The sequence below is a fragment of the Streptomyces sp. NBC_01429 genome, assembly GCF_036231945.1.
GTDB lineage: Bacteria > Actinomycetota > Actinomycetes > Streptomycetales > Streptomycetaceae > Streptomyces.
The window spans coordinates 2,134,258-2,147,006 of sequence record NZ_CP109599.1; the positions used below are offsets into that span (position 1 = coordinate 2,134,258).

A 12,749-nucleotide genomic window follows, 5' to 3' on the forward strand; every position below is an offset into this window, starting at 1 on the left:
GTCCCGTGCTCACTCCGCTCCGTGGCAGAGCGCTCGCACCGCTCCGTGGCAGAGCGCTCGCTCTCTACCCGAAGCGCCTACTTCTTGTCCGGCTCCCCGGCGTCCTGAGTACCGGCGGTCCCGGCGTCCGGCTCCCCGGCGTCCGCAGCGGTCTCGGCCGCCGGCTTCCCGGTACCCGCTCCCGCTCCCGCACTCGCACCCGGCTCGGCCAGCTCCACCGTCTCGCGCGCCGCCACCGAAACCGTGTCCTGCGGCCGCTGGTCCGGCGCGTTCTCCGGGTGGTGGCAGGCCGCCTGGTGGCCGGGCGCGAGCTGGATCAGCGGCGGGTCGGTCGTCTTGCAGACCTCCGTCGCCTTCCAGCACCGGGTGTGGAACCGGCAGCCGCTCGGCGGCGAGATCGGTGACGGCACATCGCCCTTGAGCAGGATCCGGTCGCTCTTGCCACCGCGCCTGCTCGGGTCGGGCACCGGCACCGCCGACAGCAGCGCCTTCGTGTACGGGTGCTTCGGCGACTCGTACAGCGACTTTCGGTCGGCCAGCTCGACGATCTTGCCGAGGTACATCACCGCGATCCGGTCCGAGACATGGCGGATGACCGACAGGTCGTGCGCGATGATCACGTACGTCAGACCCAGCTCGTCCTGGAGGTCGTCCAGCAGGTTCACCACCTGCGCCTGGATCGACACGTCCAGCGCCGAGACCGGCTCGTCGGCGACGACCAGCTTCGGGTTGAGCGCCAGCGCCCGCGCGATACCGATGCGCTGGCGCTGACCGCCGGAGAACTCGTGCGGATAGCGGTTGTAGTGCTCGGGGCTCAGGCCCACCAGCTCCAGCAGCCGCTGCACCTCCTTCTTCACGCCGCCCTCGGGCTCGATGCCCTGGAGCTTGAAGGGGGTGGAGACGATCCCGCCGATGGTGTGGCGCGGGTTCAGCGACCCGTACGGGTCCTGGAAGATCATCTGGATGTCGCGCCGCAGCGGTCGCAGCGCCCCGGCGGACATGTGGGTGATGTCCTTGCCCTCGAACTCGACCTTGCCGCCGGTCGGTTCGAGCAGCCGGGTGATCAGCCGGCCCATGGTCGACTTGCCGCAGCCCGACTCACCGACGACGCCGAGGGTCTCCCCCGGGCGGACGTCGAAGGACAGCCCGTCGACGGCCTGGACGGCGCCGACCTTGCGTTTCAGCACCCCTTTGGTGATCGGGAAGTGCTTCACCAGGCCGGTGACCTTGAGGATCGGCTCGGGCCCGTCCGACGCCCCGCCCGCCGCGGCCTCGCCTGTCGCGACCTGCTCCGGAATCTTCTTCGTCAGCTCAGTCACAGCTTCGGCGCAATCTCTTCGGTCCAGATCTGTTCCCGCTCCGCCTTCGACATGTGGCAGGCGGAGAAGTGCCCGTCGGTGATCTCCCGCAGATTGGGACGCTCGGTACGGGTGAGGTTGTCCTTGGGGACGTCGGCGTACGGGCAGCGCGGGTGGAAGGCGCAGCCGGACGGGACGTTGATCAGACTGGGCGGGGTTCCCTTGACCGGAATGAGCCGCTCGGTCTGCTCACGGTCGATCCGGGGCATCGAGCCGAGCAGACCCCAGGTGTACGGGTGCTGCGGCTGGTAGAAGACCTTCTCGGCGCTGCCGCGCTCGATGCAGCGGCCGGCGTACATCACCAGCAGCTCGTCCGCGATCTCGGCGACGACGCCCAGGTCGTGGGTGATGATGACGACCGCCGAGTGGAACTCCTTCTGGAGGTCCCGGATCAGGTCGAGGATCTGCGCCTGGACGGTCACGTCCAGCGCGGTCGTCGGCTCGTCGGCGATCAGCAGCTCGGGGTTGTTGACCAGGGACATCGCGATCATCGCGCGCTGGCGCATACCGCCGGAGAACTGGTGCGGGTAGTCGTTGTAGCGCCGCGCGGGCTCGGGGATGCCGACCCGGTCCAGCATCTCGACGGCGCGCTTCTTGGCCGTCTTCTTGTCGACGGCGTTGTGGACGCGGTACGCCTCCACGATCTGCGCGCCGATGCTGTAGTACGGGTGCAGCGCCGACAGCGGGTCCTGGAAGATCATCGACATCTTCTGGCCGCGCAGCTGACGCACCCGCTCGGGTCCGGCGCCGATCAGCTCCTCGCCGTCCAGCCAGATCTCGCCGGAGATCCTGGCCCGGTCGGAGTTGTGCAGGCCCATGACGCCCAGGGACGTCACGGACTTGCCCGAGCCGGACTCGCCGACGATGCCGAGGGTCTTGCCCGCTTCGAGGTCGAAGCTGACGCCGTCGACGGACTTGACCAGGCCGTCGTCGGTGTCGAAGTGGATGCGCAGGTCCCGTACGGAGAGGAACTTCTTGCTCGCGTCGCTCATGAGAGCCTCACCCGGGGGTCGATCGCGGCGTACACGAGGTCCACCAGCAGATTGCATACAACGATGAAGAAGGCCGCGACCATGGTCACACCCATCACGATGGGCAGGTCGCTCTTGGTCACGCCCTGGATGGCGTACTGGCCCATGCCCTGGAAGGAGAAGACGGTCTCGGTGATGACCGCGCCTCCCAGGAGCAGCGCGAAGTCCATGCCGAAGATGGTGACGAGCGGGGTGAGCGCGGCGCGCAGGCCGTGCTTGACGACCACGTTGCGCTCCCGCAGGCCCTTCGCCCGCGCGGTTCTGATGTAGTCCTCGCCCATGGTCTCCAGCATGCCCGCCCGGGTGAGCCGCGCGTAGAGCGCGGAGTACAGGAAGGCGAGGGTGCACCAGGGAAGGAGGAGGTTCCAGGCCCATTCACCGGGGTTCTGGGTGAACGGTACGAACTCGACGTTCTCCCAGATCGTCCAGTGGAAGCTGAACAGGGCGAGGGAGACCATGCCGGTGAAGAACATCGGCAGCGAGACGCCGGCCAGGGCGACGCCCATGGCGAGGCGGTCGAAGATCGAGCCCTTCTTGAGCGCCGAGAGCACGCCGATGGCGACACCGGAGAGGACCCAGATGACAGCCGCGCCGACGGCGAGCGACAGGGTCACGGGTATGCGCTGGACGATCTCGGGCCAGACCTCGACATGCGTCTTGAACGAGTAGCCGAAGCACGGGGCGTTGCAGATCGAGGGGTTGGGGCCGAAGTTGTATTCGGCGCCGACCACGATGGCCTTGATGAAGTGCCAGTACTGAAGGTAGAGGGGATCGTCCAGCCCCAGGTTCGCCTTGATCGCGGCGACGGAGGCGGGGTCGGCTCCCTTACCGACGTACTGGGCGGCCAGTGAGTCGGTCGTCTGCCCGCCGAGGCGGGGCACCAGGAAGAAAATCGCGAACGTGACTGCGCTGACCACCAGCAGCAGCAACACCGCGGCGAAGACGCGTCGGATGATGTACGCAGCCACAGCCGTGCGGTGCCGGGTCGTGCGAGCGGGGTACGCCCGCACGACCCGGCACCTTCACCTGCCTTTCGGGGGGTGCTGTTTTGATGTACAGGTGTTACGAGGTGTTACGAGGCCCGGAAGGCAGGCCACAGGGCGTTACTACTTCGACGAGCCCATCAGCGTGTAGTCGTACATGCCGAGGTAGGACTCGGCGACGGTGACGTTGGTCGCCGACTCCGGGCGGTAGAGCAGGTTCTTGCGGTAGAACAGCGGGACGACCGAGGCGTTCTCGGCGACCATCTGGTCCACTTCGCCCCAGATCTTGCCGCGGGCGTCGGTGTCGAGCGTGCCGATACCGTCCGTCAGCGCCTTGTTGATCTTCGGGTCGTTCAGCTCCATCAGGTTCGTGCCACCGGACGGCTTGATGGCCGAACCGTTCACGATCTGGTCGAGGAAGCCGTAGCCGGTCGGCCAGTCGGCACCCCAGGCCATCATCATGAGGCCGGCCTTGTTGTCGTGCACCCACTTCGGCGAACCGGCGAAGTCCGTGAAGTACTTGTCGCTCGGGAAGGTCTTGATGTCGGCGGTGATGCCGACCTTCTTCAGACTCTCCTGGAGCTGGGTGGCCGCGGTGACCTCATCGGGACGGTCCGAGCGCGCGGTCAGGTTGGTCTTGAAGCCCTTCGGCTGCTTGCACGCGGTCAGGGCCTCCTTCGACTTGGCCTCGTCGCCCTTGTTGCCGGCGGACGGGTACAGGTCGAACTTCTTGTAACCGGCGACCGACGGCGGGATCAGCGTCGTCGCGGGCTCGCCCTTGACCGAACCACCGATGGAGTCGACCATGCCGGCCTTGTTCACGGCGTACTGGACGGCCTTGCGGCACTCGACGTTGTCGAACGGCTTCACGTTGACGTTGATCGCCAGGTACTGGGTGGCACCCGCGTACGGGTTGTCCGTCTTGGCCTTCTCCGCCGGCTTGACGAGCACCTTCGGCTGCGTCTTCGACTGGAGGCCGGTGCCGCCGATGTCCGCGGTGATCGTGTCGTTGAGCAGGTGCTCATCGATCGTCGAGGCGTTGACGTTGAACTTCAGGTCGATCTTGTCCGGCAGGGCCTTGCGGATCGGGTCCGACGCGGCGTCCCACTCGGGGTTGCGCACCAGGGTCGCGCCGCGGCTCTCGCTGTACGACGAGAACTTGTACGGGCCCGAGGACACGATCTTCTGGACGTACTCGGCGCCCTTGTCGGCCTTCTGCGGGACCGGAGCGGTCTGCGAGAACGCCGCGAGGTAGTCCATGTCCGCGAACGGCTTGTTCAGCTTGAAGGTGATCGTGTAGTCGTCCGGCGTCTCGATGGACTTGAGACCGTCCTTGGACTTGTCCTTGTACGGACCCTTGTACTTGTCGCCACCGTCGAGGTAGGCCTTGAAGTACGTCGGGCCGTTGGACAGGGCCTCGGGCGCGAAGTTGGAGCGCTCGATGGCGTACTTGACGTCCTTCGAGGTGACCTCGGTGCCGTCCTCGAACTTGACGCCCTTGCGGAGCGTGTAGGTCCAGGTCTTGGCGTCCGCGCTGCCCTTGCCGAGCGAGGTGGCCAGGTCGGGAACGACCGTGAGGCCCTCCTTGCCCGCCGCCGGCTTGAACGTCACGAGCGAACGGCCGTACAGGCGGGAGAAGTTCTGCACCCAGCCGTAGTACGTGTTGCCCGGGTCCAGGGAGTCCGGGCCACTGGAGTGCTCGTACGTGACCGTCCCCCCCTTCTTGTCACTCGCGTTGACGATGCTGCTCAGTCCGGCATCGGCCTTCGCGCTGCCGCCCCCATTGCCGTCCTTGTCCTTGCTGTCACCGCTGCCACAGGCGGTCGCACCCAGCGCCACCGCCAGCGTGACCGCGATGGCCGATGCTGTCTTTCTGCTGTTCATCCTGAGGAAAGCCCCCTCGATTGACCGGTGCGGCAGGGCCGCGATTACTTGCCACGGGGGTCGAGTGCGTCACGCAGCCCGTCCCCCAGCAGATTGAAGGCCAGCACGGTGATGAAGATCGCCATGCCAGGAATGATCATGAACATCGGGTCGACCTGGTAGAGGTCGACCGCGGTGGACAGCATGCCGCCCCACGAGGCCTGCGGCGGGGCGATGCCGACGCCGAGGAAGCTCAGGGACGCCTCGAAGAGGATGTTGGTGGGGATCAGCAGCGTCGCGTAGACCAGGATCGGCGCGATCAGGTTCGGCAGCAGCTCCCGGAAGAGGATGAACGGCCCGCGGGCGCCCAGCGACCTGGCGGCCTCCACGAACTCCCGCTCGCGCAGGCTCATGGTCTGCGCGCGCACGATGCGTCCGATGTACGGCCAGCTGAAGAAGCCGATGACGAAGATCAGCACCGCGATGCGCAGGGAGAGCCCTTCGAGGCCGAACGCGCTGCCCTGGAGCGACGCCGAGATGGAGATCGCGAACAGCAGGAGCGGGAAGGCGAGGAAGGTGTCCATCATGCGGCTGATCGCGCTGTCGACCCAGCCGCCGTAGAACCCGGCCACCACGCCCATCACGACGCCGATGACGACGGAGAGCATCGTGGAACCGGCCGCGACGACCAGGGAGACCCAGGAGCCCTCGATGATGCGGGCCAGGATGTCGCGGCCGGTCTGCGGCTCGACACCCAGCGGGTGGTCCCAGCTGATCCCGCCGAAGCTGCCCTTGGGCGCCAGCAGGGTGGGGTCCACCAGGTCCTGGTTGAAGGCGTTGGGGTCGAGCCCGAAGACCGACTGGATCGGCTTGGAAAGTACGGCGACAAGGACCAGGAGGATCACGATCAGCGCGCCGACCAGGGCGACTTTGTCCCGTTTGAAACGCGTCCACGCGATCCGGCCGAGCGAGCGGCCCTCGATCTGCTTGACCCCGGCGCCTTCCAGCACCGCTTCCGGCGGCGCCGCCGATCCGGTGGTCTCGATAGGTGCCGTCATTGCGCTGGAGACCCCTCTCGGCCGACGGTGGCCGGCCCATGACCGCCGCTGTAGCGGCTCGTTCACTTCAGATTTCGCACAGTGGTCCCCCTAGATCCCGGGGGACTGCTTCTTGGAGCGCATCGCACACTAGTACGTGCCGAGGCCACCTGCTGCACGGAGTCTTCAACCACGAAGCGATCACCCGCCAGCCCTCACGGTGAATGGTTGCTCAAACGTGATGCGATAAGAGGGTTACCGTTATCCGGACACGGTTTTCGGCTCAACGGACGATGTGGGTGACTAATCCACCAGATCGGTCATGCCGCCCAGCTACCCGCATGCCCTGCGCAACCAACCCATCCGGCCACCCCGAACTCCTGTCTCCCCAGTGTTCGACACCCGGCAAGACCGCAGGTCCAGACCTTGTGCGCGGCCGATCCGCCGCGCCCCGGACGTCCGGGGCGCGGCGCGCTCAGTAGCCGCCGGGGCCGGGCAGCGGATAGCCGTATCCGGGTGCGCGGTCCGGTCCCGCGGGCGCCGCGTGGGCCTCGCGGTCGTAAAACGGACGGGAGTTGGAGCGCAGCCACATTGTTACCGGGTCGTATTCGTCGGACATCGCGACGGTGGAGACCGGCAGCCCGTCCGGTACGGCGGCGACCGACTGCCGCATCATCGCGTGCACGGAGTCGACGGAGGCGGGACTCGTGTCGTACAGATCGAGGCCGATCGCGAGGTACGGCACGCCGAGCGCGGGCTGCACCCAGGTGCGGCGCAGCGAGCGGACGGCGGGCGTGCGGTGCGCGTTCTGCGTGAGCAGGGCGTAGAACTGCGCGAGCGGTACGGCCGGTTCGGAGAGGCGCAGCGGTCCCGCGGGCATCCGGTCCAGGCCGGTGGCGATGCGGCGCAGGTCGAGCCAGGGGATGCCGACGCCGCCGCCGGGAGCGTGCGGATTGAGCCAGATCCCCCAGCGGTCGGGGTAGAGGGCGCGGGCGATGTCGCGGCCGGTGACCACCTCGTGGGCGCGGGTCCAGCCGCTGACGGCGAGTTCCTGGGCGGAGGTGACGCAGGGGGCGTAGCCCAGTCCGTCGATCTCCATGTTTCCGTACTGGGCGTCGGGCGAGCCGGCCCCGCCGTGCCAGAGCAGCATCCAGACGCTGTCGTCGGCGAGGGCCTCCAGGAGCGCCTCGTACGCGTCGTACCGTCCGGGCGTCACCTGACGCAGCATGTGCTCGACCTGCCCGGCCGCCGCGGTGCCTGACGCGCTCACTGTGGGTTCCGCCCCTCGTCGATCCACCATGCGCCCAGCTCCCCCGGGCACCGTCCGGGCACACGGTGCGGCGGCCCGGCCAGGAAACAGCTTAGGCGGTGTGGTGAGAATCCCGCCTGGCCGAAAGGCCATGCCTCCTCGGCGGCCACCGAGGTGGCCGCCCGCGCCGCTACCCGCGCTGGTAGAAGGGCCGCACCTTCGTCAGCAGCCAGTCAGCCACGGGGTCCTGGGCCACGTCCAGCAGCAGCAGGTTCACCGGCCAGCCGACCTCCACCCGTCCCAGGGCCCGGCCCAGCGCGTCCATCGGGGCGTTGCGTTCGGCGGCCTCCCAGGACGAGAGCTGGACGCCTACGAAGAGCACCGGCGGCTCGCCCTCGACGCTGGCGAGCGCGCGGCGGGCGGACAGGACGACGCCGACGGCCTCGAACTCGGCCGCCGCCGCGGTGAGGAACTCCACCGGGTCCTCCTGCCAGTCCGGCTCGAAGAGCCTGGCCCGGCCCCCGCTGGCCGGGCCGTCGAGCGGGGTGCGGCCCGCCCGGCACAACTCGGCGACGGCGAGCGGCGGCAGCGGCATGCCGACCAGCCCTCCCGGGTTGACCACGACGCCGAGCTGCGGCGGCAGGCCCCGGGCGAAGTCGCGTGCGGGGGCGACGGTGAAGGCCATGTGGGTGCCGACGCAGGTGCGGAACTGTTCCGCCGAGCTGAACACCGGGACGTAGGCGCCACCCTCGATCTCCACCGTGGGCAGATCGAGCGAGGGACTGTCCGGTCCGCCGCCGTTGGGCAGCGGCACCCAGACCTCGCTGCGCCCGAGCACCTCGATCAGCCGCGCGCCCGCTCCCTCGACACCGAGCGAGGCGGCGAGCACCTCTTCCAGCTCATTGCCCGGCCATGCTGTGTTCACTGTCCTCAATCCTCCGCCTCGACCCTGCGGCAAGCACCTTACGGCGTACCGGCCGCCGGGGTCCCGGGCGCTGCGCCCCGGAACACGACGCGCTCCAGCGCCCCGGCCGCCTCCCGGTCCAGGAGCACCGCGGAGGCGCACCCCGCCGGAAGCAGTCCGCACTCGGCGCCGGCGAGGAGCCGGCCCACCGCGCGGCGGTGCCGGGCGAAGGCGTACCGGGAGACGCCGCGCCCCCGTTCGCGCTGTCCGGCGCGGGCCACCTCGGGCTCCACGTCCAGCAGGAGGAGGTGGAGCAGCCGGCCGCGCCTGCCGGTCTCGCGGGCCAGCCAGCTCCGTACCCAGCTCTGCGTACCGCAGTCGTGGACGACGATGCCCGCGCCGGAGCGCAGCGCGCGCCACAGGCCCGCGTAGTGGGCGAGCCGTACGAGCGGGCGGTAGAGGGAGTACGGGAGCGAGGGCGGCAGCACGCGCGCCCAGCGGTCCCTGGCGTCCTGGGAGTCGATCCCGCCGCCCGGCGCGGTGCGCCGGATGAGGGTGGACTTGCCGCTGCCGGGCAGCCCGGAGACGACCACCACGTCCCCGGCGGCGAAGACCAGGGTGCGCGGCACCCGGCCGGGCCGGCCGCGTAAGTCCCGTACGTCCCGTGCTCCCGGTCCCGTATCCGCGATCGTGTCCCCGGCGGGTGCTCCCGGCTGGACGGGCACGCGCGCCGTCGCGCCGGCCGCCGGATACGTTCCGGACCCCTGCGACATCATTCGCCGTCCCCCTGTCAGCCCGCCCGTACAGGGTCTGGTCCCGGTACGTGTGCACGACCCTTGCCCACGAAGTGTAAAGAAATGGCAATGTCGCACAAGCTTTTCACCCGGCCGGGCGAGTTGGGGGCCCCCGGGCCCGATCCGTGCCGATGCGTGCGATGATGTGCCCGCCAACTGCATACCGGCCGTTTGAATCCGCGCGGGAGAGTCCCGGTCACCGTGTGCGCCGGGCGCCGAAGGAGCAAGTTCCTCCCTTGAATCTCTCAGGCCCCGTACCGCGTGGATGAGGCAGATCTGAAAAGCGGGCCGCACTGACAGCGGCTCCACCCAAGGTGCAAGTCACGACCTGCGTGCGCGTGCGTACGTGTGGCCGTGGTGAACCTCTCAGGTTCCGATGACAGATGGGGAGGACCGTCCTCGCCGTCATGCCCTGGGAGCCACACCGATGAGCCATGTCCCCCCGAGCAGCACCCCCGCCGCGCCCGTCGGCCCCCGTACGACCGCCCTCGACGCCACGCACCGCGCGCTGGGCGCGACCATGACCGACTTCGCGGGCTGGGACATGCCGCTGCGGTACGGCAGCGAGCGTGACGAGCACCTCGCCGTGCGGACCCGCGCGGGCCTCTTCGACCTCTCCCACATGGGCGAGATCACCGTGTCGGGTCCGGCGGCCGGAGCGCTCCTGGACTACGCGCTGGTCGGCAACATCGGCGCGCTCGCCGTGGGCCGGGCCCGCTACACCATGATCTGCCGCGAGGACGGCGGGATCCTGGACGACCTGATCGTCTACCGCCTCCAGGACGACGAGTACATGATCGTCGCCAACGCCTCCAACGCCCGCGTGGTGCTGGACGCCATGAACGCGCGCTCCGAGGGGTTCGACGCCGATGTGCGCGACGACCGGGACGCGTACGCGCTGCTGGCCGTCCAGGGCCCCGAGGCCGCCGGCATCCTGAAGTCCGTGACGGACGCCGATCTGGACGGGCTCAAGTACTACGCGGGTCTGCCCGGCACGGTCGCCGGGGTCCCCGCGCTGATCGCCCGTACCGGCTACACGGGCGAGGACGGCTTCGAGCTGTTCGTCGAGCCCCGGTACGCCGAGCGGCTGTGGCGGGCGCTGACCGAGGCGGGCGAGGGCGTCGGCCTGGTGCCGTGCGGGCTGTCCTGCCGCGACACCCTGCGTCTCGAGGCGGGCATGCCGCTGTACGGGAACGAGCTGTCCACCGGCCTCACCCCGTTCGACGCGGGCCTCGGCCGGGTCGTGAAGTTCGAGAAGACGTCGAACGACGGCGACTTCGTCGGGCGTACGGCCCTGGAGGCGGCGGCCGAGCGCGCCGCGAGCGCCCCGCCGCGCAAACTGGTCGGCCTGATCGCCGAGGGCCGCCGCGTGCCGCGCGCCGGTTACCCGGTGGTCGCCGCGGGGGCGAAGGTGGGAGAGGTCACCTCGGGCGCCCCCTCGCCGACCCTGGGCCGGCCGATCGCGATGGCCTACGTCGACGCCGGGCACGCCGAGCCCGGCACCGAGGGCGTCGGCGTGGACATCCGGGGCTCCCACGAGCCGTACGAGGTCGTGGCGCTGCCGTTCTACAAGCGCCGGAAGTGATACGGACGGACCGGTCGCGTCCGTACGCGCCGAGTCCGTCCACGCCCCGCCGTCCCGCGACGTCCCCGACGACCCGCCGTCCCCCGCCGTCTCGGTCCGTAAGACGGCTGTTCCGCACCACACCCCCGCGTACAGGAGAATTCAGGTCATGAGCAACCCCCAGCAGCTGCGCTACAGCAAGGAGCACGAGTGGCTGACGGCCGCCGACAACGGTGTGTCGACGGTCGGCATCACGGAGTACGCGGCGAACGCCCTCGGCGACGTCGTGTTCGCCCAGCTCCCCGAGGTCGGTGACGCGGTGACCGCGGGCGAGACCTGTGGAGAGCTGGAGTCCACCAAGTCCGTCAGCGATCTCTACTCCCCTGTGACCGGCGAGGTCACCGAGACGAACCAGGACGTCGTGGACGACCCCTCGCTGGTGAATTCCGCTCCCTACGAGGGCGGCTGGCTGTTCAAGGTGCGCGTCGCGGAGGAGCCGGGCGACCTGCTCTCCGCCGACGAGTACAAAGAGTTCTCCGGCAACTGACACCCCAGGGACTGTGATGTCTTCGAATTCCCTTCTGAACGCCTCGCTCCACGAACTGGACCCCGACGTCGCCGCCGCTGTCGACGCCGAACTCCACCGGCAGCAGTCCACCCTCGAAATGATCGCCTCGGAGAACTTCGCTCCGGTCGCGGTGATGGAGGCGCAGGGCTCCGTACTGACCAACAAGTACGCCGAGGGCTACCCGGGCCGCCGCTACTACGGCGGCTGTGAGCACGTCGACGTGATCGAGCAGATCGCCATCGACCGGGTGAAGGCCCTCTTCGGCGCCGAGCACGCGAACGTACAGCCGCACTCCGGTGCCCAGGCGAACGCCGCCGCGATGTTCGCGCTGCTCTCCCCCGGCGACACGATCATGGGTCTGAACCTCGCCCACGGCGGGCACCTGACCCACGGCATGAAGATCAACTTCTCCGGCAAGCTCTACAACGTCGTCGCCTACCACGTGGACGACACGACCGGTCAGGTCGACATGACCGAGGTCGAGCGGCTCGCCAAGGAGTCCCGTCCGAAGCTGATCGTGGCCGGCTGGTCCGCCTACCCCCGCCAGCTGGACTTCGCCGCGTTCCGCCGGATCGCGGACGAGGTCGGCGCGTACCTGATGGTCGACATGGCGCACTTCGCCGGTCTGGTCGCCGCGGGCCTGCACCCCAACCCGGTGCCGCACGCCCATGTCGTGACCACCACCACGCACAAGACCCTGGGCGGTCCGCGCGGTGGGGTGATCCTCTCCACCAAGGAACTGGCGAAGAAGATCAACTCCGCGGTCTTCCCCGGTCAGCAGGGCGGCCCGCTGGAGCATGTCATCGCGGGCAAGGCGGTCTCCTTCAAGGTGGCGGCCACCGAGGAGTTCAAGGAGCGCCAGCTGCGCACCCTGGAGGGCGCCCGGATCCTCGCCGAGCGGCTGGGCCGGCCGGATGTCACCGAGGTCGGTGTCTCCGTGCTCTCCGGCGGTACGGACGTCCACCTGGTCCTGGTCGACCTGCGGAACTCCGAGCTGGACGGCCAGCAGGCCGAGGACCGGCTCCACGAGGTCGGCATCACGGTCAACCGCAACGCCGTCCCGAACGACCCGCGCCCCCCGATGGTCACCTCGGGTCTGCGCATCGGCACCCCGGCGCTGGCCACCCGCGGTTTCACGACCGAGGACTTCACCGAGGTCGCCGAGATCATCGCGGCGGCGCTGAAGCCCGCGTTCGACCGCGAGGCGCTGGCGGGCCGGGTCTCCGAGCTGGCCGCGAAGCACCCGCTGTACCCCGGCCTGTAATCACCCGTACAGCCCGCGTCACCGGGGCACCGCGCACACTGGAACAGTGCGCGCGGTGCCCCGCCCCGTGTATTCCGTCCTCTCCGCACCACCCCGGCGGGCAACGGCGTCCGCCAACCGGCAACAAGGAGTCC

11 protein-coding genes and 1 riboswitch are annotated in these 12,749 nt (G+C 69.3%); of the genes, 3 read left to right on the top strand and 8 right to left on the bottom strand.

The annotated features are described in order from the left end of the window. Nucleotides 1–77 precede the first annotated feature (77 nt). From OG627_RS08800 to OG627_RS08835, 8 genes are all read right to left on the bottom strand, one after another. The gene (locus tag OG627_RS08800) at nt 78–1,319 is read right to left on the bottom strand and encodes an ABC transporter ATP-binding protein (protein ID WP_443073434.1); all 1,242 of its coding nucleotides are present in this window, start codon (nt 1,317–1,319) and stop codon (nt 78–80) included. Continuing rightward, nucleotides 1,316–2,350: an ABC transporter ATP-binding protein gene (locus OG627_RS08805; RefSeq protein WP_329063112.1), complete on the bottom strand. Its 1,035-nt coding sequence runs from the start codon at nt 2,348–2,350 to the stop codon at nt 1,316–1,318. Before OG627_RS08805 ends, OG627_RS08800 begins: the two co-directional genes overlap by 4 nt. Further along, on the bottom strand, nt 2,347–3,357 hold the full coding sequence (locus tag OG627_RS08810) for an ABC transporter permease (RefSeq protein WP_329063114.1): 1,011 nt from the start codon (nt 3,355–3,357) through the stop codon (nt 2,347–2,349). Before OG627_RS08810 ends, OG627_RS08805 begins: the two co-directional genes overlap by 4 nt. A 138-nt stretch (nt 3,358–3,495) precedes the next feature. Beyond that, on the bottom strand, nt 3,496–5,256 hold the full coding sequence (locus OG627_RS08815; protein ID WP_329063117.1) for an ABC transporter substrate-binding protein: 1,761 nt from the start codon (nt 5,254–5,256) through the stop codon (nt 3,496–3,498). Between the two features lie 44 nt (nt 5,257–5,300). Next, nucleotides 5,301–6,293 carry an ABC transporter permease gene (locus OG627_RS08820; protein WP_329063120.1) on the bottom strand — a complete coding sequence of 331 codons (993 nt, stop codon included), beginning with the start codon at nt 6,291–6,293 and terminating at the stop codon, nt 5,301–5,303. Nucleotides 6,294–6,747: 454 nt separating this feature from the next. Beyond that, the gene (locus tag OG627_RS08825; RefSeq protein WP_329063122.1) at nt 6,748–7,542 is read right to left on the bottom strand and encodes an enhanced serine sensitivity protein SseB C-terminal domain-containing protein; all 795 of its coding nucleotides are present in this window, start codon (nt 7,540–7,542) and stop codon (nt 6,748–6,750) included. A 169-nt stretch (nt 7,543–7,711) separates the two neighbouring features. Further along, a complete protein-coding gene (locus OG627_RS08830) occupies nt 7,712–8,446 on the bottom strand; it encodes an enhanced serine sensitivity protein SseB (RefSeq protein WP_329063124.1) in 735 nt (244 codons plus the stop codon). A gap of 38 nt (nt 8,447–8,484) precedes the next feature. Next, on the bottom strand, nt 8,485–9,201 hold the full coding sequence (locus OG627_RS08835; protein WP_443073435.1) for an AAA family ATPase: 717 nt from the start codon (nt 9,199–9,201) through the stop codon (nt 8,485–8,487). Between the two features lie 190 nt (nt 9,202–9,391). Continuing rightward, nucleotides 9,392–9,489, top strand: a riboswitch (glycine riboswitch). A 157-nt stretch (nt 9,490–9,646) separates the two neighbouring features. Here OG627_RS08835 and gcvT point away from each other — a divergent pair. The 3 genes from gcvT (at nt 9,647) to glyA (ending at nt 12,615) form a co-directional block, all read left to right on the top strand. Beyond that, nucleotides 9,647–10,804, top strand: a complete 1,158-nt coding sequence (gene gcvT, locus OG627_RS08840; protein WP_329063127.1) for a glycine cleavage system aminomethyltransferase GcvT — start codon at nt 9,647–9,649, stop codon at nt 10,802–10,804. Nucleotides 10,805–10,952: 148 nt separating this feature from the next. Beyond that, nucleotides 10,953–11,330, top strand: coding sequence for a glycine cleavage system protein GcvH (gene gcvH, locus OG627_RS08845; protein ID WP_329063129.1), 378 nt, complete (start codon nt 10,953–10,955; stop codon nt 11,328–11,330). A 16-nt stretch (nt 11,331–11,346) separates the two neighbouring features. Continuing rightward, complete coding sequence (glyA, locus tag OG627_RS08850; RefSeq protein ID WP_329063132.1) at nt 11,347–12,615, top strand: serine hydroxymethyltransferase; 1,269 nt, start codon at nt 11,347–11,349, stop codon at nt 12,613–12,615. The last annotated feature ends 134 nt before the right edge of the window (nt 12,616–12,749 follow it).